26 protein-coding genes are annotated in these 22,326 nt (G+C 40.8%); 9 read left to right on the forward strand and 17 right to left on the reverse strand.

Translation table 11 applies throughout. From position 1 onward, the window contains the following. Positions 1-29: 29 nt before the first annotated feature. On the forward strand, positions 30-1,343 hold the full coding sequence (locus MKY54_RS16975) for a PQQ-binding-like beta-propeller repeat protein (RefSeq protein ID WP_339187225.1): 1,314 nt from the start codon (positions 30-32) through the stop codon (positions 1,341-1,343). A gap of 6 nt (positions 1,344-1,349) precedes the next feature. Here the strand turns inward: MKY54_RS16975 and MKY54_RS16980 are convergent, their stop codons facing one another. From MKY54_RS16980 to MKY54_RS17000, 5 genes are read right to left on the reverse strand one after another with little or no spacing between them, the layout of a single operon-like run. Beyond that, on the reverse strand, positions 1,350-1,733 hold the full coding sequence (locus MKY54_RS16980; protein ID WP_076308315.1) for a spore germination protein GerPE: 384 nt from the start codon (positions 1,731-1,733) through the stop codon (positions 1,350-1,352). A 3-nt stretch (positions 1,734-1,736) separates the two neighbouring features. After that, the gene (locus tag MKY54_RS16985; RefSeq protein WP_143765011.1) at positions 1,737-1,913 is read right to left on the reverse strand and encodes a spore gernimation protein GerPD; all 177 of its coding nucleotides are present in this window, start codon (positions 1,911-1,913) and stop codon (positions 1,737-1,739) included. Beyond that, entirely contained in the window at positions 1,891-2,505 is a 615-nt protein-coding gene (gene gerPC, locus MKY54_RS16990; RefSeq protein ID WP_076126719.1) for a spore germination protein GerPC, read from the reverse strand. Before gerPC ends, MKY54_RS16985 begins: the two co-directional genes overlap by 23 nt. 42 nt (positions 2,506-2,547) lie before the next feature. Then, positions 2,548-2,775: a spore germination protein GerPB gene (locus MKY54_RS16995; protein WP_076308316.1), complete on the reverse strand. Its 228-nt coding sequence runs from the start codon at positions 2,773-2,775 to the stop codon at positions 2,548-2,550. Positions 2,776-2,788: 13 nt separating this feature from the next. After that, the gene (locus tag MKY54_RS17000) at positions 2,789-3,013 is read right to left on the reverse strand and encodes a spore germination protein (protein WP_036687577.1); all 225 of its coding nucleotides are present in this window, start codon (positions 3,011-3,013) and stop codon (positions 2,789-2,791) included. A gap of 114 nt (positions 3,014-3,127) precedes the next feature. On the opposite strand from MKY54_RS17000, the gene MKY54_RS17005 reads away from it, so the two are divergent. Both MKY54_RS17005 and MKY54_RS17010 read left to right on the forward strand, forming a co-directional pair. Next, complete coding sequence (locus tag MKY54_RS17005; protein ID WP_076126722.1) at positions 3,128-3,586, forward strand: Hsp20/alpha crystallin family protein; 459 nt, start codon at positions 3,128-3,130, stop codon at positions 3,584-3,586. A 220-nt stretch (positions 3,587-3,806) separates the two neighbouring features. Beyond that, positions 3,807-3,974 (forward strand): hypothetical protein, encoded by a 168-nt coding sequence (locus MKY54_RS17010; RefSeq protein WP_169744777.1) that lies wholly within the window; start codon positions 3,807-3,809, stop codon positions 3,972-3,974. A 121-nt stretch (positions 3,975-4,095) separates the two neighbouring features. Here MKY54_RS17010 and MKY54_RS17015 read toward each other — a convergent pair whose 3' ends face one another. Then, the gene (locus MKY54_RS17015) at positions 4,096-4,968 is read right to left on the reverse strand and encodes a GNAT family N-acetyltransferase (protein WP_339191217.1); all 873 of its coding nucleotides are present in this window, start codon (positions 4,966-4,968) and stop codon (positions 4,096-4,098) included. Between the two features lie 186 nt (positions 4,969-5,154). Between MKY54_RS17015 and MKY54_RS17020 the strand changes: the two genes are divergently transcribed. Next, positions 5,155-5,547 carry a hypothetical protein gene (locus MKY54_RS17020; RefSeq protein ID WP_339187231.1) on the forward strand — a complete coding sequence of 131 codons (393 nt, stop codon included), beginning with the start codon at positions 5,155-5,157 and terminating at the stop codon, positions 5,545-5,547. Positions 5,548-5,659: 112 nt separating this feature from the next. Here MKY54_RS17020 and MKY54_RS17025 read toward each other — a convergent pair whose 3' ends face one another. Beyond that, positions 5,660-6,340, reverse strand: coding sequence for an SDR family NAD(P)-dependent oxidoreductase (locus MKY54_RS17025; RefSeq protein ID WP_076306019.1), 681 nt, complete (start codon positions 6,338-6,340; stop codon positions 5,660-5,662). 153 nt (positions 6,341-6,493) lie between these two features. On the opposite strand from MKY54_RS17025, the gene MKY54_RS17030 reads away from it, so the two are divergent. Then, positions 6,494-7,054 (forward strand): TetR/AcrR family transcriptional regulator, encoded by a 561-nt coding sequence (locus MKY54_RS17030; RefSeq protein WP_339168062.1) that lies wholly within the window; start codon positions 6,494-6,496, stop codon positions 7,052-7,054. Positions 7,055-7,182: 128 nt separating this feature from the next. Here MKY54_RS17030 and MKY54_RS17035 read toward each other — a convergent pair whose 3' ends face one another. The 3 genes from MKY54_RS17035 to MKY54_RS17045 form a co-directional block, all read right to left on the reverse strand. Beyond that, entirely contained in the window at positions 7,183-7,596 is a 414-nt protein-coding gene (locus tag MKY54_RS17035) for a VOC family protein (protein ID WP_076126726.1), read from the reverse strand. Positions 7,597-7,630: 34 nt separating this feature from the next. Next, the gene (locus tag MKY54_RS17040) at positions 7,631-8,554 is read right to left on the reverse strand and encodes a ketopantoate reductase family protein (protein ID WP_339187236.1); all 924 of its coding nucleotides are present in this window, start codon (positions 8,552-8,554) and stop codon (positions 7,631-7,633) included. A 255-nt stretch (positions 8,555-8,809) separates the two neighbouring features. Beyond that, positions 8,810-10,582 (reverse strand): ABC transporter substrate-binding protein, encoded by a 1,773-nt coding sequence (locus MKY54_RS17045; protein WP_248548704.1) that lies wholly within the window; start codon positions 10,580-10,582, stop codon positions 8,810-8,812. Positions 10,583-10,725: 143 nt separating this feature from the next. On the opposite strand from MKY54_RS17045, the gene MKY54_RS17050 reads away from it, so the two are divergent. Further along, positions 10,726-11,970: an MFS transporter gene (locus MKY54_RS17050; protein ID WP_076126732.1), complete on the forward strand. Its 1,245-nt coding sequence runs from the start codon at positions 10,726-10,728 to the stop codon at positions 11,968-11,970. A gap of 163 nt (positions 11,971-12,133) precedes the next feature. On the opposite strand, the gene MKY54_RS17055 is transcribed toward MKY54_RS17050, so the two are convergent. After that, positions 12,134-13,090 carry a WYL domain-containing protein gene (locus MKY54_RS17055; protein WP_339187239.1) on the reverse strand — a complete coding sequence of 319 codons (957 nt, stop codon included), beginning with the start codon at positions 13,088-13,090 and terminating at the stop codon, positions 12,134-12,136. Between the two features lie 111 nt (positions 13,091-13,201). On the opposite strand from MKY54_RS17055, the gene MKY54_RS17060 reads away from it, so the two are divergent. Further along, entirely contained in the window at positions 13,202-14,137 is a 936-nt protein-coding gene (locus tag MKY54_RS17060) for a Gfo/Idh/MocA family oxidoreductase (RefSeq protein ID WP_076279340.1), read from the forward strand. Positions 14,138-14,492: 355 nt separating this feature from the next. On the opposite strand, the gene MKY54_RS17065 is transcribed toward MKY54_RS17060, so the two are convergent. The 4 genes from MKY54_RS17065 to MKY54_RS17080 form a co-directional block, all read right to left on the reverse strand. Then, on the reverse strand, positions 14,493-14,963 hold the full coding sequence (locus MKY54_RS17065) for a DUF3889 domain-containing protein (protein ID WP_256715986.1): 471 nt from the start codon (positions 14,961-14,963) through the stop codon (positions 14,493-14,495). Between the two features lie 197 nt (positions 14,964-15,160). Next, on the reverse strand, positions 15,161-15,787 hold the full coding sequence (locus MKY54_RS17070; RefSeq protein ID WP_339168073.1) for a type 1 glutamine amidotransferase family protein: 627 nt from the start codon (positions 15,785-15,787) through the stop codon (positions 15,161-15,163). 109 nt (positions 15,788-15,896) lie between these two features. After that, positions 15,897-16,859 carry a YafY family protein gene (locus tag MKY54_RS17075; protein ID WP_076302585.1) on the reverse strand — a complete coding sequence of 321 codons (963 nt, stop codon included), beginning with the start codon at positions 16,857-16,859 and terminating at the stop codon, positions 15,897-15,899. A 538-nt stretch (positions 16,860-17,397) separates the two neighbouring features. Then, positions 17,398-18,210: a hypothetical protein gene (locus tag MKY54_RS17080; RefSeq protein WP_076302586.1), complete on the reverse strand. Its 813-nt coding sequence runs from the start codon at positions 18,208-18,210 to the stop codon at positions 17,398-17,400. 419 nt (positions 18,211-18,629) lie between these two features. On the opposite strand from MKY54_RS17080, the gene MKY54_RS17085 reads away from it, so the two are divergent. Further along, on the forward strand, positions 18,630-19,334 hold the full coding sequence (locus tag MKY54_RS17085; RefSeq protein WP_339187243.1) for a TetR/AcrR family transcriptional regulator: 705 nt from the start codon (positions 18,630-18,632) through the stop codon (positions 19,332-19,334). Between the two features lie 7 nt (positions 19,335-19,341). Beyond that, entirely contained in the window at positions 19,342-20,088 is a 747-nt protein-coding gene (gene map / locus MKY54_RS17090) for a type I methionyl aminopeptidase (RefSeq protein ID WP_076302587.1), read from the forward strand. Positions 20,089-20,281: 193 nt separating this feature from the next. Here map and MKY54_RS17095 read toward each other — a convergent pair whose 3' ends face one another. Together MKY54_RS17095 and MKY54_RS17100 are read right to left on the reverse strand one after the other, a co-directional pair. After that, positions 20,282-21,136: a GNAT family N-acetyltransferase gene (locus tag MKY54_RS17095; RefSeq protein ID WP_339187246.1), complete on the reverse strand. Its 855-nt coding sequence runs from the start codon at positions 21,134-21,136 to the stop codon at positions 20,282-20,284. A gap of 288 nt (positions 21,137-21,424) precedes the next feature. Beyond that, positions 21,425-22,165, reverse strand: coding sequence for a class I SAM-dependent methyltransferase (locus tag MKY54_RS17100; RefSeq protein ID WP_081392544.1), 741 nt, complete (start codon positions 22,163-22,165; stop codon positions 21,425-21,427). Positions 22,166-22,326: the final 161 nt, after the last annotated feature.

Raw genomic sequence — 22,326 nt, forward strand, 5'->3', positions numbered from 1 at the left:
TTATAAATGATGTATAAGGAGCTAAAATCGTGAAATATGTACCGTTTATCCTAAAGACCGTTATATCTTCCTCCTTGCTCGTATCTGGAGCTGGTATATATTTGTCTAGTGCTCAAGCAGCAGTAACAACCTCTGCCTCCTCTTCAACAACCGTCGACTCTATCACCACAATTAAACCCTTATGGCACGACAAGGCAGATGGTCAAGGAATTTATAGCCAACTGGCTCCTATTGCAAATGGATTATTCTATTATTCATCAGGCGGGACACTAAAGGCCGCCGATCTCACTACAGGCAAAGTTAAATGGTCCTACAAAAACGGAACAAATCCTGAGATTATAACGAATAACTCGGTTTTCTTTATCACTTATGAGGGTTATCTTGTAAAAGTTAATGCTCAAACGGGGAAATTGCTTTGGAAGGTTAAGGCTGCCAAAGATCCGATTGAGATCGATGCTTTCGCGGAGTTAGTTAACGGAGTGTTGTACTTCCGGAACGAGCATGGTGGAATTGCAGCTTATCATCCGGTCACTGGTAAAAAGATCTGGGAGAATAAAGACATCCCTATGTATGTAGGAAGTATCGACGGCCTTTATAACGGGGTATTGGTAGTATCCAGTACCGTTGATAATAGACGCACACAGTTTTTCGGTCTCGATCCGGCTACAGGCAAGAAGTTATGGAGAATTCAGGGATTATATAGCTTTGTTGCTTACCGGGATGGTGAATTATTACTCCGCGAACAAGCCAATGCTGCAAATGATGCCTCTAACGAGCCTCTTAAAGGCTATCAGTTGACCTTGATACATGTAGATGTTAAAACTGGAAAAGCGAAGACCAAAAAGAACTACAAACCGCTCGAAGATGTCAGTAGACTCGGTAATTATTTTACATCACTTCAAGGCTCGTATCTATATACAGTCGATGGAGGTTTAGACCAATGGGGTGGTCATCCACTATACCGCTTTACCTTAGGTCAAGAAACAGCGAGTGAACCCAAAAGTTATGAGGAGTACGGAAATTGGGTGGCTGGTCCAGTAAATAACATGGCTTTTTTCCAAAAGGATGCACAGATTACTGGCGTTCAAATGAACGATAATCGCATTATAAGCTTCAACGGTCCGGACAGTCCCGCGCTTAGCGTTCAATTTCTGGGTAAGGGGATTTACGCTGGCTATGAGAATGGCTACTTCTATATCATAAATGCAGAAACAGGCAAAGCGCTTGGCAAAGTAAAGACCGGAGCACAACAATACGGCACACTATTTAGTGCGAATGGTATACTCTACATCCAGACGGAGCACGATATATTCGCGATTTCCCTGCCAAAAGAATTAAAATAGTTGTTGTTACTCCTCATCTTTTGCAGCCACTTCTCGTTTAAACTCACTGGTTCGACTCTCCAGATGAACTGACCCGCTGTTTCCAATCTGGAAGGTCGTGCCAGACCCAATCGACAGAATTTTTATATATTGTATATTAATCATTGATTCTGCGGAATCCTTTAATATCACAAATTCATCCGCTTCATTCCCTTGGTTTGTCCATACAGGGATAGGAATATCTATGAGTGTAGTTTCTTTCGTGTGATTATTAATCTCCTTTATGTTAAAAAGATAATTCTCCTTGCTTCCCAGGAATTTAGATTGAACCCGGTCTACAGATCCACATATAAAAATAGAACTATCGGACAGATTGTTGATATAAACATCTTGTATGCGTGAGGTATGCATAAGTTAACTGCCTTTTTTGACTTGATCTGGCGCGCTCTGAGTATATTCTATTACGCTGTCAGACGCTGAGGAGCAATGAATGGATTGAGTATCCCCTACTAAAAATACTGATGAACCCGAGATCGAAACGACTTTCACTGCATTGACACTAATATCTCTATTGATCACCGTTATCTTCATTCGTCTCCCGCCTTCCGGTTATATTTATTTCCAAATGCCGCTCTACTGCCATAACGATATCTCGTTTGATTTGCTCTACAATAGAAGCGCATTCCTCATCAGTGTATCCACGCCCTTCTTCTGTGGCAGGGAGTTGGTTTACATACTCGTTAATCCGTCCATCCATTTGATTCAGCAGATCCTGAGTCACCATTTGGATATATTGCTCATCAATGCTTAAATTCTTCTCTTTTTCTAAACGTGAAAATTGCGAGGGAACCTCTTCTTGCACATACTTCAAAATCTGTGGGCGAATCTGATCCGATAAGGCAGTTGTACCATCCTCCCGCTCCCCAATAGGTTTACCGTTGATCATCGCTTCATCCAGATTGTTTCCCTCATTCGGTGTAATGCCTATATTTAAAGTGCCTTCCAGCTTTTCGATTTTTAATTGTTCAAAATGATAATTGATAGGTCCTATACTTGCAGATTTATTGTTCTTTATGCTGTCTACATCGCCTTGCAAATCGCGAAGTTGCTTCTCTAACTGTTGAATCTTCTCCGCTTGCAATCTTAGTGTATTAAAAACCTGCTGAGCGTAATACGGATGCATACAACCCCCTCCTATGGTTTATTGTATGCGGGGACAAAGAGCCTAATTCAGATGTGCATATAGTTCCGCCGCTGGCGGTAAGGATACAAGGGGTGAACCCATTTTTTTCGCTGGAGTTGTTGGAGCCGATGATGGAGCTCCAGAGGTCTCATAATTATGAGACAAAGTATTGATTCGTCCCGATGTACCAATCTGAAGTACCGAGGAATTAGAGATAGTGCCGATTTTTAGATTATAGATCGATATGCATTGATATACCGTAATGTTCATTTAAACCCCACCCTTAAGGAGGTGATACTTGATCCACCACATCTGAATCCATCGTATTTGTACTGCTGGCCGCATTATTCGTTATATTCGTACCTATGGAGTCACCTATGGAGAAGGAGTTGGCACCGGCATAAATTTTAGAGTTGCTGCTCAGGATAACGGATGCCGTATTTCCTACTAAGACTGTGGAGCTGGGGCCTACGCTATTGATTTTAATATTGCCGATGATTGAAACCACCAAACCACTCCTCCTTTCGGAATGATAAGCTATTCTATGTAGATATTCGCCCAGATGTCACTGAATAAGTCAAACGCCCATACAATGGATAAAAACCGTAGGAGGCGCAGAGCTATGAGTCCCAATAAGACGAACCCTTTAGATTGGATGAATGAAGATCCCTTTTTTAAGAAAAAGTTATCCTTGAAAGCTCTTGAAGAGCAGTGGAAGTTGGATCCTAACCAAATTGACGGGTATGTCGAAAAAGTAATCCGTGAAGCAACTGCAGCGACCTCCTCTTCATTTATGAACGAAACCACAAGTTTAAGTTTTGAGCATATCGACACTCATAATCACCTGATTACCAAAATTCGTATTCCGAACGGAATTCACCCCGAAAGTATATGGGCACAAATCAATCGCACACAAATTAAATTAACAGGTTTAGGAAAAGATCATAGCGAGATTATTCAGTTGCCAGTTCCCGTCATTCCAGATCAGAGCAGAGGCACTTATAAACAAGGTTCCCTGCAATTCAGAATGCCTAAAATGTCAGCGGGAAGATTCAAAGATATCGACATCCGATATTTATAAAATATTCCTTTAAAATCCACCTGTTTTACTCGTCCAAGTGCCCCACCCCCCTAAAAAAAATGTCTTAAAATCAAAACAGCGTATAATTTAAGTTATACGCTGTTTTTTGAGGGTGATTTTTAGCCCTTTTTCTTCCGATTTTCTATTCTTTTCGCTCTTCGAACTTTAAGTTCCTCTTGGTCATAAGATGGAGTATTAAGAGTAAAGGTGGGGGCAAATCATGTCTAAAAACAAACGCGGCAAAGCACTTTGGCGCATTCCATCCCGGGCCAGAGGAACATGTCCGATCTGTGGAAGCACACGTATTAAGCTGTTGTACTTCGGGAAAGGCATTTCAGGTGAAAAGCTTAACGTATGTAAAAAATGTGATGGGAAGCAAAAGGCATGAAAGCATTTAGCAGATAATTCACAGAACGGGTTACCAAATAAAGTGCGACCTTAACCTCGAACCTAAGCTCGACAAAAAAGCTATCGCACTTTGCTTGGTAATCCTTCACTTACAAAAACTTTTATAGTTCAATCCGATAGCGTCTTTCCTCATTCGTTAGAATGAAACCGACAGATTCATATAGCTGTAATGCAGAATCATTTTCCGTAAGCACCATCAGACATGCCTCTTCCAGTCCGTGGGTTCTAAAATAGCTCAATGCTTGAAAAAGCATGTACTTAGCAATTCCGGATCTTCTCCATGGCTCAAGTACAAATACATTTTCGATGTAGCCACCCTTCTCTTCCTGCCAGACCATTAAGCTACCCGCAACCTTCTCCCCTTCTCGAACAACAAGTGATGTCCAGAGCGGATTTTGTTTAAATTCAGCTAACCGTTCTTTCCCTAGCGGAGTTTCCGGCCAAATCTCAGCTTCTAATTCCAAATAATGCTCGTCTTCTTCAGGCGTCTCCATATTCCAGGTTGCGAATTCAAGTTCCTTAGCCAGAGTGGGTTCAGACAAGCCATCACTTAGATTGTGTTTCATCTTAAATAAGCTATTATAATGAGAGAAGCCCTTCACTTTTTCGAAAAATTGAGTATTCAAGACTTCTGCCGAATCGTTCCCTACACATAGAGTGGTTTTGTAATCCTTTGATAACGTTTCTTTTAATTCGAGTGCTCTTAATAAGAGTGACTGATAAACTTTTTCTAATAAATCATAATCGGCTTCACGTTCTGGTATTGTTTTTAAGTTCAGGTAGATCGAATGTCTGCTATCCTTGGAACGGCCGGGTGGCACAATATTGATGATGCTCACTTGACCTTTGGCCACCATTTTACCGTCCTCGAAAGCGCAATATACATTTTCCCAATTTTCCTCAGTGCCAACCCACCAAAAAACAACATTCCCCTTTGAAGATACTGAGTTATAAAGTTCACCAAGTAATGGCATGTCACCTTGTTCAAAATGACGGATAATAGTCAATACAAAACCCCTTTTCAAATCATTAATATGGAATATATTTATAATAACATGCAAGTCCACGCTTGATTTGGTAATGAATTTTTATAACTAACTTCTCCTTGTTGTAACATTTTTTAAGTAACCCCTGTCTTACTTATATAGGGGGACTGAAGAATGAGAAAACGATTTTTTATAGGGATTACGATATTTCTGATTACTTGTGGAGTTGCTCTTGGTGTAGGGACGATATCAAATCTTCTGAGTCCGTTTAAAAGCTTCTCAGTCATCGTAGATAATCAATCTGATGTTGATATTAGCTCTATCGAAGTAGGATTAATTGGTGCGGATTCAAAGAAATTGTATACAAGTCCAATAAAAGCAGGACAAAAGAAAAAATTCAAACCAAAATTGAGTTTAAATGGTGAAGGTGCTATATATCTTCGATATACCAACTCTAACGGACAGTCTAAAGAACAAACCGTGTGCGGTTATACCGAATATTTATCAGGTCATTCCAAAGTCACGATTACTAATGAACGCACAACCGTTGTTCAGCAATGTAATTAAATCCATTCACATCTGACCTTCAATCCTGCTTCACTCTGATGAGAGATATGTCTTCTAATAGGATAAAAAGCCGCCATTAAGGCGACTTGCTAATCAAATAAGATTTAGTTTTTTAATTTGGAAGATGGGTCGGATCCAATCCTAGAGGGAATACTTCCTCAAAGTTATCTTGCTTTTCATATAAGCTATACCAAGTCTCTGCAATAACATCAGGATCACCAGCTGTTCCTGCTTGTATCATTGTCCCTATGGAAAGATGGCCGACAAATACTCCTTTATCTATTAACTCATTGTGTAACGCAGTAGCATAATTTCGTATACCAGACATAACAATGCCGCCATTTCCTACAAAAGGCAAAGGGAACATAGCAGAAATACCAGTGGTAAAAAGAATGGCTCCTGATCCTCTATGGATCATATCGGGTAATACTTCATTAACCGAAAGAACGGCGGGCAGCAAGTAACTGTTTATTTGTTCCAACACACTTTGAGGTGTAGTTTCCAGCACATGAGTGAATTTATCCCACCCTGCATACGGACTGAACTCTAGTACATCGATTGAACCAAACTCTTTTATTATCGCTTGAAAGACTTGTTTTAGAGCAGCTAAATCTGTCACATCCGCTACAAAAGATTGTGCTTCAATATTAAGTTTCTTAAGTTCACTAATGATCATTGATAATTTCTCGGGATTGCGTGAAATGACAGCCACCCTAAATCCATTAACTCCGAATTTTTTAGCTAGAGACAATCCTAACCCAGGCCCTGCACCCACGATAACAATATTTCTCATTTTTGATGAACTCCTTTTCTATGATATATTAAAGTAACAGCTGTTGCTTTAATTGCTAATATACAGCTACTAATTTAATGTATCAATCAACAATCAACCTGCAAATGTTGCTATAGCAACAAGATTGCTAAATTGTTGGGTAGGAGTGAAGTAATGGCTACTAAAGTAAACAATATTCGGCTGACACAGACTAAACAGTCTTTAATTGACTCCTTTTTACGGTTAGTTTCCCTGAAGGATTTTGAGAAAATAACAATCGTCGATATAACAAAGGGAGCTAAAGTTAATCGAGCCACGTTCTATGCACACTTTAATGATAAATATGAATTATTGGATTATATTATGGGTGATTCGGCATCCGCTGCTATTGTAAAACATACTGAAGGTGAAATTAAATTCGATCAAGAAGGCATCACTCAACTCGTATTATCGGTATTCGATTTCTATCAGCAACCAAACATACAATGCCGCAGCAGTTATATAGGGATGGTTGTCCCTCAATTGAAAGAGAAGATTATAAATGAGCTGAAGGTTCACTTATCTAACGCTTTAGGAGATATCTACCCAGATCACGGGAAAAGCTTTTATGTACCGATCATCGCACAAATGATCCATGAAGGTGTCTATCAATGGGTGACAGGGAATAATACTATAAATCAACAAGAAGTCGCCGAGAGAATTTCTTCATTAGTCATAAGCGGGCTGCAATCGTAATTTAAAATCAGAAGATTCCTCAGACCTTTCCGCTGCCTGAACACTAAGGGGCCGAGTACGTCATTTTACAGACGAACTCGGCCCCTTGTGATACAGAATATTATCTGACCGTGCAACACATCAATCGATTACACATTCCCCGAAAGATTTAATTGCCATGACACACCAAATTGATCCGCTACCCAGCCAAATTTCGAACTGAATGGATATTCGCCTAGTGGCATGAGCACCTGTCCACCCTGGGATAATGCAGCATAGACGCGGTCAATTTCGGCTTCACTTTCACAATTCACATATAAGGATACCGCTGGAGTAAAGGTGAATCCATGCTTCACGTAGCTATCTATACACATAAAGACTTGTCCATGTAATGAAAAAGTAGCCTGCATGACACTCCCTTCAGGGCCTGCTTCATTTGTCCCATAACGTTTAATACTGATGATTTCGGAGTGATCAAATAAAGAAGTATAGAAATTCATAGCTTCTTCAGCCTTTCCTTCGAACATTAGAAATGTCATTATCTTTTGATTCAGTTCCTTCATAATCGTCCAGCTCCTTAAAGTAATTTTATACAGATCATCTCATATCATTAACGCTTTCGTATACTTTCAAACGGGCATATACGGTTTCGAGAATAGGATACACAACTTGACCAGATACAGCCATCGCCAAAAGTGCACCATGCAGATGCTCAGCTTCCACTGGCAGATGTTTTAGCATATCCCTATGCATAGAGGAAGTAAATTCGGGTAGTACCGAATCCATCTTTTGCATCGTGGCAGTCACCATATCTGCTCCAACAGGCATACCTGCACTTTGCGCTATACTCACGATCTCATTCAGAAGCTGTTCATAAATAGTACGCGCTGTAGATGAGGCTAAAATGGGTCCAACCGAGCTATCCATTAAAGTTGTAATCCCGCTTAAACTAGCTACGAATATATATTTCTGCCACACTTCGTGCTGAATATCAGAGCTTAGTATCACAGTGAATCCTGCTTTATCCAAATGACTGAGAAGTTTCTGCGTTCGTTCTGACTCCCCACCCGCCCATTCACCAAACACAATACTATGAAAAGAACTACTTTGTATGATAGCTCCATTAGAACCTAACGTTGTCTCGATATAACAAAGACCACCCAGTACCTTTTCTGCTCCAAAATGCTGCTGCAAAATACCAAAATGTTTATACCCATTAAGGAGCGGGAGAATCATAGTCTGTTCACCGACGAAAGGGGTAAGATCCATCATCACCTGAGGCAAATGATAGGCCTTCACTGCAATAATAATACAGTCAAAATGCGCTGCCTTCTCCCCATATGTAATCGTCCTAACGGGAGTCTGAAAGTCACCATGCACACTTTTTATTGCCAGACCCTCATCTTCTAACTGCTTTTGTTTAGTAGAACGGACTAGAAAAGTTACATCTTCCCCTTTTTGAACCAGACGTCCTCCAAAATAACCACCAATAGCTCCTGCACCCACGAATAGAAAACGCATGTAAGTCTCCCCTTTTTTCACCTAATTTTTAACAAATAAAAAGACCGCTTAGCTTATCCGCTAAACAGGTCCGAATGGCAAAAAAAGAGTCAAGTATCGACCGTTCTTTTGTCTCGGTCCATACGGATCTGAGCAAAATCCAACGAGTTCACCTCCATGGCTACAAATAAATTACTATTCATAAATCTGATCCATCTAGAGCGCCATTCGATTCTATCGATACAGCCTCCCTGGAAAGTATAACAAAAGAAAACCTTAAAGCCTAGTTTTAATCCATAACTTAGAGATGTCCAGAAACCCGAAGGAACCGGTGTGCAGACCAAACAGGCTTTGATTTAGCTGAGCTTTTTTATTCATATGACAGCCATGTAGCACCCAGTAATTGTCTCGAAGAATCTCCTCTGCTTGATTCAGTAGTTTCACCCGTTCATCCTTTGGAGATTCTGTGAAAGGACCTAATACCTTCGAAAACAATGAAATCTGGTCCTTTCTAAGCAAAGAGAATAAATAATTAGATTTATTATTAAAGTAGTTAATCATTCCCCATTGCCAATCATCTTCTAAAACCTCTTCAGCAAGCTGGATCTCGGCTGTTGTCTGTATATGATCTGCCTTAAATTCATTGAAAAAATATAACTCAATTTGCAAACCTACGGAGGCAGCGCGTGTTTGGAGCCATAACGCTTCTTCTCGTTCTTCTTTTTTATCCTTAGTTGCTAAAGTAATGACTTCTCCCTGATACCCATTTTCCGCTAAAAGCGCTCGGGCATGTTCCAAAGTTGGATCTAGAAGCTCTCTCTTACTGCTCTCCCATGGCAAAAAGCTATCTGCTGGAGTGATACGATTGCCACCCAATTCTTTTATTAAAGCCGTTCGACTGTAAAGGATACGGATGACTTGGCGAAACCATAGCTGCTGATGAATTCCCTCTCTATGAAAATTAAACAGAATATATCTACAGCCTAAGGCCGGGTAATCTATACTGTGATTGCTGATGATATCAGGTAAAAGTTCCCCATGTTCAGGATCTGGCAGCTGGTATTGGCGTTCATTAGAAGCCTCTTTTGGCAAATACCAAATCTCAACACGATCCAGAAGCGGCCGAATTCCGAAATAAAAATCAAAAGCTGCGAGCACCAAAACATCCTCATTCAGATCCAATAAACGGTAGGGACCTGTACCGCTTACTTCACTAGTGATGTCTATATCGTAAGGGAGAATGGACATGTGAATACAACTGAACAGATGCAGAAAAAAGAGATTTGGACGTGACAACACAAACCGGATTCGATGATCTCCTTCAACCTCTACTCGTTCGATATCCTTATAAAGGCTAACCGCAGGGCTGTTCAAGTCGATAAGCCGTTGTAGCGTCTCTTTTACATCTCTCGAGGTCATGATTCTTCCGTGATGAAAGCGCACCCCCTTACGGAGGTAAAAAATATAACTTGTATGGCCCTCATTAGCTTCCCACATATGGGCCAAACCAGGAAGAAAGGTATCGGTCGTTGCGTCATAAGTAACTAGTGTGCTATAGATCTGACCCAGCAAATAGGATTCAAAAGCGGTGTATACATAAGCAGGGTCCAGTACTTCCATATGCCGGTTACGGGTAATCCGCAGGACGTCCAGCCCTGAGGTTGACTCTGCTTCACTACGGAAACCCATCTGTTTATTTAACATCGTTAACAATCGTTCCTTTAAGGGACCGGTCACCTGATCGCTGCTCATCAATTCGATAGCTTCTTTTATCTTGCCTTTACTAACTAACTCCTGAAAGCTATCCTCGAATACCTCATCAATACTTTTTAAAAAAGTAAGTTGAGAGATATGCCCCCTGCCTCTCCCCGGCTGCCATTGAATATATTCCTGCTCTTCCAGTTTCCGCAGCACGAATTTAACATTACGTGGAGTGCAAATCAGGATCGAAGCCAATAAATCTATCGTCACAGGAACAGGTTCATTCACTTTGAACGAACTAGTAACGCCTGCTGCTAAACATAAAAAATGATTACTTATCTGGTCCAAATGGTTCACTCCTTTAAAGGTGAAATGGTCAATGTAATTCTTACACTTTTCCTTCCCCCTTTTATCATTATAATTATACATAAATCAACAAGGAATATGCAGCAACAATATTAGAGCAATAAGACTAGGAGATCGTAATCATTATGAATCAGCATCTAAGGCACATTCACCCACTAGCCTGGACAATTATCATCGGCACCATGTTCGGACGTCTGGTGACCTCGATGAGCATCCCGTTCTTATCCATCTATCTAACCCAAGTTCTCGGAGCTTCCCCGACACAAACAGGGATTACGGTCGCGGTTAGCTCGCTGGCAGGCGTATTGGCCAGTTTTTATGGCGGTTATATTTCTGATATTGTTGGCCGCAAAATCGTCATGTTAATCTCGGTATTTGGCTGGGCAGCCGTCTTCTTCGGATTCTCAGTGGCTCAACATCTATGGGTATTTTTCCTGGTGAACACCTTGAACGGCTTATGTCGATCTGTATTCGAGCCTACTTCACGGGCACTTTTGTCCGATATTACACCACCCGAGAGTAAGCTGCTTGTCTTTAATCTTAGATATGCAGCAATTAATCTTGGTGTAGTATTTGGTCCAATCATTGGGCTACAGCTTGGCTCTGCGGAATCAACTTTTCCTTTTCTAATCGCAGGAATCGTATATGTTGCATATGGAATTGTATTATTCATGCAATTTAAGGCACATCGTTCAAGCATGCCCGCCCGTACACAAGCTCAAGCACCACGTTTACTCGAAGCTTTGACAATCACCGGTAAAGATCGTGTGTTCCTACCTGTACTCCTGGGTACCATCTTTTGTGTATTAGGATACGGTCACTTCGGCTCAACAATGGCTCAATATTTAGCGATGAATACGCATTTCACCAATGGTGGGCAATTATTCTCCTATATGTTGTCACTGAATGCTATAACAGTGTTAGTAGTGCAGTACCCCATTGTACGAACGGCAAGTAAATTCCCGCCGATTGTCCCTTTAATCCTTGGGAATATCTGCGTTGCACTTAGTCTTCTCTTAGTGGGGCTTGCTGGTGGTGTGGCTCTATTAATGATCAGTGTAGTTCTGTTCACTATAGGGGAAGTCTTACTCTTTACGATGATGGATATGTTGATCGATCGGATTGCCAAACCTGAAATGAAAGGGACGTACTTTGGTACGATTGGCTTTAATAATTTAGGGAGTGTTATGGCACCTATCTTCGGCGGGGTGTTGTTAGACCATTATGGCGCTCAGAATGGCCTTGCGATCTTCGTACCGTTGGCTTTAACAACAGCTTTTGGTCTTCCTTTTCTTCTCGTAGCGCACAAAAGACTTGTTGCCAGAGAGAAATTAACACTTGGTGTTGAAACTAGAGCAATAAAAGGATAACTTATCTAATTAAATATGTCATTTACTGGATCATACTCACCTTAGTTAACATAATCATTATTATGTTAACTAACTATATGAATTAATTCATTTATCAGAAAATCGGGACCGTATCTTTGCAGAATATGCAATAGCTACGGTCTCTTTTACATAGAAAAAACGGTTAATCATATATTCCCTGCAGAAAACTCAACTGACCTTTCACATATTGCCTTAGCTCTAAGGGCTCAATGATTTCGGAATGTCCTATTATGCTCCAGATATTAGCACATGCACTTTCATAACCAAACATATTCACCTTTAAAATGAATGCATCCCCTTCTTCCCTCATTTCCATGACCTCTAGCTGAGATAAAGAAGACCTTGTTCTCTTATCGGCTCTAATCACAACAGGATAGACCTCTTCCTCTTTACAAGCTTGCTTAAAAACCTGTCCCTGCCGCTTCCAGTGCTCTTCTAATGAAAAATCCATAGGTATAGAGTACTCTTCTTCCACAAGCTGCGTAGAGGCAATTCGCTCACATTTAAATGTGCGGATGTGCTTAGCTTCTTCACAGTAGGCTATAAGATACCATTCCTCTTTTTTCACCACAAGACCATAGGGCTGTAATTTCCTGCATGATATTTCTCCGCTAACCTTTTGGTACGCAATCTGTAGTTTCTGAGATCGCCAAACAGCTGTCCGAATAGATTCCAGACAGGGAATTTCTATTCGTTCTGTCCACCAAGGTGTGTCATCGAAATAAAAGCGTTTTTGCGCTTTCTGAATGTCAGGTTGGTAGGATGCGGGCAATGTTTTTTCTAATTTCAACAGCGTCGTTTTCAGCTTAAGACCCGATTCAGAATGGCCCCCAGAATAGATGCCCATACCTGTTAAATATAGATTGATTACATCTTCACCATGTAACTGCTTCAGGTTAACTGTGTATCCCTCCATTAAGGAGATGCCACCATTGGGCCCCGACATAGACAACAAAGGAATTCCAGCTTCAGCTAGCACATCAATATCTCTATAGATTGAACGTACAGAGGTCTCCAAGGCTTGAGCTAGTTCATTAGCCTTCATTTTCCCTCTCGATTCCACTAATAATAAAATAGCAATCAAACGATGCAAGCGCATGAGAACCTCCGAGCTTTTCTTTTTTATCTAGTATACTTCAAAATTCTTGCCATGATGTTGTCAACAATAACAGGTTATGATTAGTTCATTACATAAAGGGAGCTGAAACATATGAAAATTGCCGTATTAGGAACAGGGTTCGGAGCTTATCATGCAGAATTATTGACGAAAAATGAGCGTGTAGACAAAGTTATTGTTTATGGTAGAAATGAAGCTAAGCTGCAAAATTTAAAACAAACGTTAGGCGTTGAGATTACCACAAATATAGAGGATATCATGCTTGATACCACGATTGATGTGATCGATATCTGTCTGCCCGTGACTTTACATAGACAGTATGCCGTTGAGGCGCTTAAGCATGGAAAACATGTATTCTGTGAAACCCCCGTATGCTTTACCATTGAAGATGCCCTTGCGATGAAGGAAGCAGAACAATTGTATGGCAGACGAATTCTCGTGAACCAATTTATTAAATTTGATCCTGCGTACAAATATTTATACGAAACCACTTCTAATGAGAAATATGGAAAGCTTTTAGCCTTCACCTTAAAAAGAGAAACGTCTCCTCTCTGGGGGGATCTCGGACTTCATTCTATCTCCACAAATCTGATGATTCACGAACTTGATTTTGTAACGTGGCTGCTTGGATCGTTAGAAGAATACTTTGTGTGGGGAACCGATGGTGGACGAAGTGAACAAGCTTTAGTGCGTACCCATTTTCAGAAAACGAATGTCTCCGCAGAGATCGTTGTATCCTCACAAATGCCAACTGGTTATCCTTTTTCCGTAGGGTATGAGGCTTATTTTGAACAAGGAAAGCTAGTCTATCAAGAAAGTGACGACATGAACGGCACGGTTGAAGGATCATTAATTGAATATACCTCTGCAGGTAAACAGCAACTTTTGTTAGAACAAGCTAATCCTTTTGAAAAGAGTATTACGCATGCTCTCCAATGCTTAGAGGAGGGTTCTACATCAATAATCGAGTTAGACTATGCCTTACAAGCTATGGAATTAGCAATAAAAATAGAAAAAAAGCTTGTTTAAACATAAGGGTTGGTGTAGATATCCTTTTTCATGGTTTTTGTTTGTATGGGCGTAGAATTTGTAGAATTAGTGGATAGTAGCTAGGGAGAGGAATAGGTTTTGAGTTTTCTATTGTGAATTTTTCATATGTTGAAATTGTAGAATAAAGTAGTAAATTCAGTCCTTTTTGGTACGCTATGCTTAGTTTTTGTTCATAAAAAGCTGTTATTTCACAGCATTTTGGAGGGATTTCATCCTTGGGATTAAGATAGTTCAATTAGAGGATAAGTTAGCTGAACAGGCTGCCTATGATCTCGGCAGCCTGTTGTCATTGTGCTATCGTGCCCCATTAGCGTAATCGCGAGATTTATTAAATCTAACGATTAGTTTCGGAAAACTGAATCGATTGGATTGTATCAGTTAGCGGGTCAAATTGGATCGATACAAAAACTCCAAACTCGTTACCTGCTTTGCTTCTAATCCATAGTTTGAATTTCTCTTCAGACTTTTTAGGTGTTAGTTCAGTACGACCAATGTGCTTATAATCAATTATGACTGCATTGTATCGTTTTTGTGTTTCCTCTACTGCAATTTTGCCCCATTTTGCGTATTCAGGCGCAGCCTCTACTGTAACAGTGGAAAAAATAAGTATCGCCAAAAATGATATCAGTATTTTTTTCATAATAACCGCCCATCTGGAGAAGTTTTCAGTAATATCTCCCACTTTATCCAAATGTATTCTTAGACAACTTAACGCCAGCGTGCAGTCTACAACTTTATTTTTCAATTTATCAAGATCTAGATTTAGGAAAGTCAGATATAATAAAGGGTTCCACATATTAGTCATGACTAATATGTGGAACCCTTTATGCTTAACTATCGTACTCCGTTAGGATTTCTGTGGAACGAATATTTTAAATCGCATTGTTACTCATACGGCATCTTGTCCTTACCCATATATAACACACTGTTATATATGGGGTAATAGATGTAAAGTCGTTGGGTGTTCCATTCTTGTATATTTACCTGATACTCCCATATCTTTTATTGTATTGAATTCATCAACTCATAGTAATATTTAGAATCACTAGTCTTATTAAGGCTATACCAGGCGTCTAATGTTTTTGGAGAAAACACATCCAAAGCTTTCAAGATGTGTGCAGAAAATTCCAACGGAGCTATTCCAGATGCGGTGATCAGTTTTCCATCAGTTACAGCAGACTCCATTTTGTAATACTTTTCTCCTGTATAAGTGGGACAGATCATTTTAAGGTATTCCAGATCATTGCTTGTATGCCCACGTGAATTCAGCAATCCTGTCTGGGCAAGTCCCATTGTAGCACCACAAATCGCTGCAACCCATATACCTTCCCTTAAACACCTTTCAGCGATTTTTAAGAGGGGGTGGTGAATGGTTTCTGTCCATGTATCTCCACCGGGTAAAATCAATAGATCGGATCTTTCAATACTGCAATCATCCAATTTGATGTCAGGCAATATTTTCAATCCGCCCATTGTAGTTACTGGAGTCTTATCAATTCCCACGGTAACTATTTTTGATGGGGCCAGCCCCTTTTTATAATATCTTCCCGAGTTCAGTTCGGCAGTTAAGTAACCTATTTCCCAGTCTGCCATTGTGTCAAACACATAAAGATATACCGTATTATTCATTTGTAAGTTCTCCCTATTTTACAATTCATCAAGTGATACCAACCTTCGGTAATCAATGATTATCATCATTATAAAATGACTTCACTGACATCCGCTGTCAGTAAAGTTTTTAAAGTTGATAATATTCCATTAACTCCGACACAACACCAACAAGTTTTTCCTTCAAACTCTGTGGTTCGATTACTTGAATGGATTTCCCGTAGGATAAGAGAAAATTAGGAACATAGGTATGAATTGATTTTTCCTCAAGTAAAAAGATTGCTTGATTTGATGTACGTTCTTTCAGATGATGCCCCAAAAACCAATGCAGGCATAAGTCATCCAACGCCTCTGACCTACCTTCGATAATTAAAGCAATTAACCCGTCCTTGCCGACTAAATCAGGTAATAGATTTCGCAAAAAAAATTCCCGAGCCAAAAAATCTTCGGAACGTTTAAATATGTTTTGAGTCCGCTTGATTTGTAAAATCCGTTCTACCCGAAAGCTGCGGATCTCATTTCTCAGGTGGCAAAATGCAACAATATACCATTTATTGTTCCAGTACACCATTCCATAGGGATCTATCACCCTAGTCTTGGGTTGATCATCACGGCGTGTGTGATAATCAATTTCTACAGAGAATTCGTTTGCTACAGCTTGCTCCAATTCCGCCAATACTGGCTGAATAGAAGGGTCTCCCCTACGGTTTATAACTTCAAATCCGGCTAAATGATGGCTGAGAACACTTTCCTGTTCCTGATTCGAATACATTTTCAATTTGGATGTCGCATTACCTAAAGCCTCACTCAAAGGGTATCCGGCTTCTTCTGCAAAAAGAGCAGCATGAAGAAGTGCTTTTTTTTCTTCAATATCAAATAGCAGAGGTGCTCTGATAAAATTATTCAGTAAGCTATACCCGCCATTATGACCAGTGTCGGATATTATAGGCACTCCACTGGCACTTAGCGCATCAATATACCGATAGACTGTCCTTATATTTATTTCTAACTTTTCGGATATTTGTTTTGCGGTCATTTTAACACCCGAATTCAGCATCCATAGGATTGCCAGCATATTATCGTTTTTTGGCATCACATATACCTCATCTTTTATTAGGATCGCACTAAATTATTTACTTTGCGAATCGCCTGCATCCCTTTATTCATCAATCTTTCAGCCTTTCAATCCTCACTTAGCAATCTATAAACAACAATCTGCAATTTTTAACATTGCTGCTCTTAGCTCAACCCAACAATCTACTTTACCACAACTTGTGATACAGTTCACCGCGCTGTTTGTAACGGTAAGTTTTTGGGCCATCCTTTGCAGAATGCTCTTTCTTTGATCCGCTAGGTTCCAATTGCCCTAACCGCCGTTCAGGGGACTAAAGAATATACACAGCATATACATCACCTGGAAGAATGGATATTTCCAGTTTCAATAAACTTGAGTGATGCGTATAGCCTTTACCAAGTAGACAGTTAATAACGCCTTTACACAAAAACAAACTTACCATGCGTCTGCTCATGAGCAGTAACGCACGGTAAGTTCCATCAATAATAACTCTTTATTTGGTAATATGTTGTATTTTTATGAAAATATCTTCCTTCTTCATATATTTATGCCTTCATCAGTATTTAAGCTCAATATCCTTCCACATGGTATTCCCATCCTTGTCGAAGCCTGTCATCTCGGTAGCGCTCATCAATTCGCCTGTTTTGACATCAAAGAAAGCGCTCATTCTCAAACTGTCATTCTCACGATTAGGAGAATTCGGCGAGATGCCCATAACTCTTAGCAGCAGACGTGTTTTGGAGGAGTTAGGATCAGTATTATACCCGCTGATAGTAAAATGATACCCCTTGATCCAGTCATCAGCTATAGCAGGATTTCCTGGTTTCATCCCCAGTCTCTCAACAGCTTGTTTAACTGCATCGGAAGAATCGATTTGAATATCAGATATCGCATACTGTCCTTTTACAAGTAAATTCTTATCGTGCCTTTTCACATCAGTCTTAATGGCCATTCCATTATCGATCTTGATATAAATAAAAACATTCCCTTTCTTGCTGCCAAATTCGAGATTCCAAGCATCTCTTGTTCCATCCGAACCATCGGTTCGTTCCTGGGAAACAGAAGTGTCATCCGTGCTTGTTATGTTAATAAGTAATGGCTCTTCTTCCGTCAGCTTCTTCGCCTCTGAGTACCCAAGGCGCAGTGCCTCCATCGCGGTTACGCTCTTCTTTTCATTGGTTACCTTATTCGTTATTGTAGCGGCTGGTTTCTCTGTCTCGTTAATCATCTCACTGGTTGTTGTGGCGGCCTGTTCCTCTGATTTGTTAGAAGAGCCGTCGAAAAGAACATTTTTCATACTGAAGAATAGAACGACCATAATCACAACCAATGTAATTGAGGCAATGCTAACATATTTCTTCTTACGCAAGGCTGCTTCTCCTTAGTTAATGAGTATAAGAAACTTTGGTTACGCCATAATTAACTGCTGAAGTAGTTTACGTACTGTCCACACAATGACGATTAAATTTTCCAATTTTTAACACACCAAAATCATACAATATTGTTTCCTTAAATGCAATTCTTGTCGCATATTTTAAAATAACGGCTACTATTTACATTAGCTCGAAACGAAATTGATCCTAGCTCACTGGTTTCAAGGGTTAAACTTGCCCCTATTTATGATACGATTCACCGAGTCTGATCTTAAACTAAGCTGCCCGTAAGTGAATAAGTTAACAGTCATTCCCTCGAATCCTTTGATAGACATCCGCATAGGAAAACTTAAGTTGTTCTCGCAACTTTTTATTTTCTTCTTCGAGCTTCTTCATCTTTCGTTTTAACGACGCAATGATGGTGTCCTTGTTGTTTTCATCGAACGCCAACAAACAATTGCATTTCTCCGCCTCATGCGTTACACTCTTTACATTGACAAATTTGCAGGTCTATAAAAAGGAGGTTAACGCGCCCATGTGCCCCCGTACCAAAGAACAAAATGAGCTCATACGCATGCAGCGCAGGGAACAAATCCTGGACTTCGCCGCGCGCACCTACTTCCGTACGGGCGGAAGCTTTGATATTCGCGACGTCGCCCGCGAGGCTGGTCTCGGTTATGGCACGGTATACCATTATTACCCCAACCGGCATTTACTAATAGAAGATGTGCTGAGCAGCGGCTTCGAGCGATGTGAGCAAACCCTGACTCAATGGGCGAACATCAGCCGGGACACCCCTGACGACAGGCAGTTGTTACCGTATTGCAAGACGTTACTCCGGTTGTGGCAGTCAGATGCCCGCGCATATCTCGTCTACAAAATGGCAGCGGAACATTTTACAGGCTTGCCAGAGAAAGATCGGCATCCTGCCAAAAGACGATTCACGGAAAGACTGTATGTTCCACTCCAATCGATCATCCAGCGCGAAGACGACAGCGTCGACCTTATGCTTGCCGTGTTGGTCAGCTGCTGCGGTCTGCACTACTATGCGAACACTTCCGAGTTGGACATCGATCGAATTGCCCAGCTCGCGATGCAAGCTATTACAAAGGAGTCCTAATACAAACATGGTTATCTTAAAAAGCAAGTATGAAATCGAAGCCATACGCAAGGCATGCCAGGTTGTGGCCGAATGCCATCGCACAATTGCCCCGCTCATCAAACCGGGCATCACAACGAACGAGATTGAGCGCATATTCGAGGATATTATTTTGAAGCACGGCGCCAAACCATACACGAAGGGTTACAATGGCTATCAATATGCGACCTGTGCCTCCGTCAACGACGTAATTGCACATGGCTTCCCTACAAATAAGCCACTTGAGGAAGGCGATATTGTGACGATCGACACGGTAGCGGAGCTCGACGGCTGGCTCGGCGATTCAGCCTGGAGCTATGCGGTCGGGAAGATCTCACCGACGGCTGAGAAGCTGATGCGCGTCACGAAGGAGTGCCTTGACCTCGGCATCGCGCAGGCACAGCCCGGCAATCGGCTCGGAGACGTGACGAGCGCAATCCAGCGGCATGCCGAATCGAACAACTTCGGTGTCGTGCGCGACCTTCTCGCTCATGGCATCGGTCGTGACCTTCACGAGGAGCCGACCTATATGCATGTCGGCAAGCCCGGCAAAGGCCCCCGCATCAAGGAAGGCATGGTATTCACGATCGAGCCCATGATCACTGAAGGCACCTACAACATGACAATTGATCAGGACGGCTGGACCGCCCGGACGCTGGACCGCAAGCTCGCCGCCCAATACGAGCATACGATCGCCATCACCTCTGAAGGACCACAAATCCTGACCGCGCAATAGAACAATTAGAAGCCGACCAACGAGAGGGTCGACTTCTTTTTTATTTATTGAGCAGAACTTCTTTCTTCATCCGATACATGCGTTCATCCCGTTCTTTTATAGAGCTCAGCCGAAACAGGTTCGCCGACAGCCTCCATTAATTCCTTATTTTACCATCATGTACCATTCGCTTAATTCAATCTCATTATGTTTCTCATTTGTCTTTTGAAGTGTTTGAATAATTGAACCTTTTCAAATAATCACTTATTATACTCTGATCCTGATGCCACCATAACATGGAAAAATCAATTTTTTTTGCAAATCCTAGCTTTTTCGCTAACTGTATCGATCGTTCATTGCCAGCGTCACAACTATAATTCGGCAATAGATTGTGGTTCAAACAATGTTCTATAAATGCCGTACCCGTAAGTGTTGCTAACCCTTTATTCTGGTATTCATCCACGGTTACAATATCGATATCCGCATACCCTCGACCTACAAAATAAGAATTACAAACACTTGCAAATTGATCATCCTTCACTAGGCAGTATCCAAACCCTCTATCTATAAAGTTTTGTGCCGAACTCCATAGCGAGTCATAAGAAGCGTCCATTTCATTTTTGTATTTATCGAACAGAATGCCATCCATACGTTTCATTACAAATTGTTCTGGCGATGAGTTAAGGGTTTTTAGATGTTGGAATTGGGATAGCTCGAACGTAAAAGAAGAACGGTACAATAGTACAGTCTTTCCCGCTAGCCTATCGCCAATTTGAAAAAGCAAATCCGGCGTTGAAACATAAAGATCGTAGTAAATTGAATGATTTTGATCATTTAGCAAAAATTCAACCACATCGTTCATGAAGCTTTCATTGTCGCCACTGCCAGTCAAAAGATACTGTCCATATAAATTGATAATTAGACCGCAAGTAGGATTTTCTCTGCGATCAACAAACACTTTTCCAGACTGATTACGCTCAATTACGGAATATGCAAACACAGGTTCATACGCTAGATTTTTCAGCAGTGGCAGAATGTGAGCGTACTCTCCTTTAGATAACTCTATCATTTCATCTCTCCCTTCTATTTAGTTCCTCTACTTTTCACAAAACCTGATGCTTTATTACAACACAAAATATAGGAATAAATAGGATAAATAAAATAACCACTCTAATTTCATTTTCACCTAAGATTATTGCTGGTTTATCCCACCCTTTAGTTAAGCAAAAAAAATGGCTGCAGAAGCAACCACTATCAATTCCCGTTAGTTAAATGTATTCATTGAATTATCCATCCTTTTCAATTAATACAATTGCGTCACCTTAGATTTTTTCTATCGCAATACATTACGTTTCTCCTAACATTTCCTACAAACACTAATGATAGATGAAGATGACGGAGAAAACGGCGTTTTATCCCAGTCAGCATATTGATGTTCGACGCAAAAGCCGTGACGAGTTAATAAAGAATGTAGCGTATTCGGATCCGTGAACCGACAAGCAATTCGGGAAGTCGTTCGCTTATACCCCCAATCACGCATCGTGACCCAATGCATGATATGCTGGCCAGCATCGTAACATTGGGTGCCTGATACCTTGACGTTATTTCCATCCTTATCAATAAATGCTCCCCATTCTGTCTCCTCTTGATCGGATAAATCCGTTCCCTCCGGATTTCGGGTCTCAAATGCAAAGATTCCATGGGCTTGTAAATGTTTGTGAACGGTCGTGAGCAAATCGCTTTGATCTTTATCACTTAAGAATGCCTGAAATGCATTACCAGTCAAATAAATCATCGAAAATCGCTTGTCCGATTCGAAGGTACGGGCATCACCTTCCATAAAAGTAACAGTCAGCCCTTTCGCCTTCAACCGCGCATATGCAATCATCGCTGAAGAGATATCTACACCCGTCATTGTTAAACCGGCTTTCGAGAGGGGGATCGTTGTTAAGCCTGTACCACAAGCAAGTTCCAACACTTCCCCAGGACTCGATCTGGCAAGCTCAAGATAGAACTGATATTTGTCCATTTCACCGTCAAATTCAAGATCGTAATTTACCGGATCTTGAAATTCTTCAAGATTGTTATGTTCAATCAATACCATTCTCCCTTTCATTCCTTGTTAGAATATAATCGAAATAAATGCTAATCGACAGCCATCGCGCTTAACAGTATTATTTTACTTTTTTTTTGATAACACGTTTGGTGATAAACGGTTATAATCAATTTTTATCAAACATACCAGTCCTCGTTAGTTCA

Origin of the sequence: Paenibacillus sp. FSL P2-0121 (genome assembly GCF_037975345.1) — a bacterium.
Classification (GTDB): Bacteria; Bacillota; Bacilli; order Paenibacillales; family Paenibacillaceae; genus Paenibacillus_AQ; species Paenibacillus_AQ odorifer.

Coding starts and splice junctions, on each gene's coding strand:
- MKY54_RS16980 (WP_076308315.1), bottom strand. CDS start 1,733: ATGCATACCTCACGCATACAAGATGTTTATATCAACAATCTGTCCGAT.
- MKY54_RS16985 (WP_143765011.1), bottom strand. CDS start 1,913: ATGAAGATAACGGTGATCAATAGAGATATTAGTGTCAATGCAGTGAAA.
- gerPC (WP_076126719.1), bottom strand. CDS start 2,505: ATGCATCCGTATTACGCTCAGCAGGTTTTTAATACACTAAGATTGCAA.
- MKY54_RS16995 (WP_076308316.1), bottom strand. CDS start 2,775: ATGAACATTACGGTATATCAATGCATATCGATCTATAATCTAAAAATC.
- MKY54_RS17005 (WP_076126722.1), top strand. CDS start 3,128: ATGAGTCCCAATAAGACGAACCCTTTAGATTGGATGAATGAAGATCCC.
- MKY54_RS17010 (WP_169744777.1), top strand. CDS start 3,807: ATGTCTAAAAACAAACGCGGCAAAGCACTTTGGCGCATTCCATCCCGG.
- MKY54_RS17015 (WP_339191217.1), bottom strand. CDS start 4,968: ATGCCATTACTTGGTGAACTTTATAACTCAGTATCTTCAAAGGGGAAT.
- MKY54_RS17020 (WP_339187231.1), top strand. CDS start 5,155: ATGAGAAAACGATTTTTTATAGGGATTACGATATTTCTGATTACTTGT.
- MKY54_RS17025 (WP_076306019.1), bottom strand. CDS start 6,340: ATGAGAAATATTGTTATCGTGGGTGCAGGGCCTGGGTTAGGATTGTCT.
- MKY54_RS17030 (WP_339168062.1), top strand. CDS start 6,494: ATGGCTACTAAAGTAAACAATATTCGGCTGACACAGACTAAACAGTCT.
- MKY54_RS17035 (WP_076126726.1), bottom strand. CDS start 7,596: ATGAAGGAACTGAATCAAAAGATAATGACATTTCTAATGTTCGAAGGA.
- MKY54_RS17040 (WP_339187236.1), bottom strand. CDS start 8,554: ATGCGTTTTCTATTCGTGGGTGCAGGAGCTATTGGTGGTTATTTTGGA.
- MKY54_RS17050 (WP_076126732.1), top strand. CDS start 10,726: ATGAATCAGCATCTAAGGCACATTCACCCACTAGCCTGGACAATTATC.
- MKY54_RS17055 (WP_339187239.1), bottom strand. CDS start 13,090: ATGCGCTTGCATCGTTTGATTGCTATTTTATTATTAGTGGAATCGAGA.
- MKY54_RS17060 (WP_076279340.1), top strand. CDS start 13,202: ATGAAAATTGCCGTATTAGGAACAGGGTTCGGAGCTTATCATGCAGAA.
- MKY54_RS17065 (WP_256715986.1), bottom strand. CDS start 14,963: ATGACTAATATGTGGAACCCTTTATTATATCTGACTTTCCTAAATCTA.
- MKY54_RS17070 (WP_339168073.1), bottom strand. CDS start 15,787: ATGAATAATACGGTATATCTTTATGTGTTTGACACAATGGCAGACTGG.
- MKY54_RS17075 (WP_076302585.1), bottom strand. CDS start 16,859: ATGCCAAAAAACGATAATATGCTGGCAATCCTATGGATGCTGAATTCG.
- MKY54_RS17085 (WP_339187243.1), top strand. CDS start 18,630: ATGATGGTGTCCTTGTTGTTTTCATCGAACGCCAACAAACAATTGCAT.
- map (WP_076302587.1), top strand. CDS start 19,342: ATGGTTATCTTAAAAAGCAAGTATGAAATCGAAGCCATACGCAAGGCA.
- MKY54_RS17095 (WP_339187246.1), bottom strand. CDS start 21,136: ATGATAGAGTTATCTAAAGGAGAGTACGCTCACATTCTGCCACTGCTG.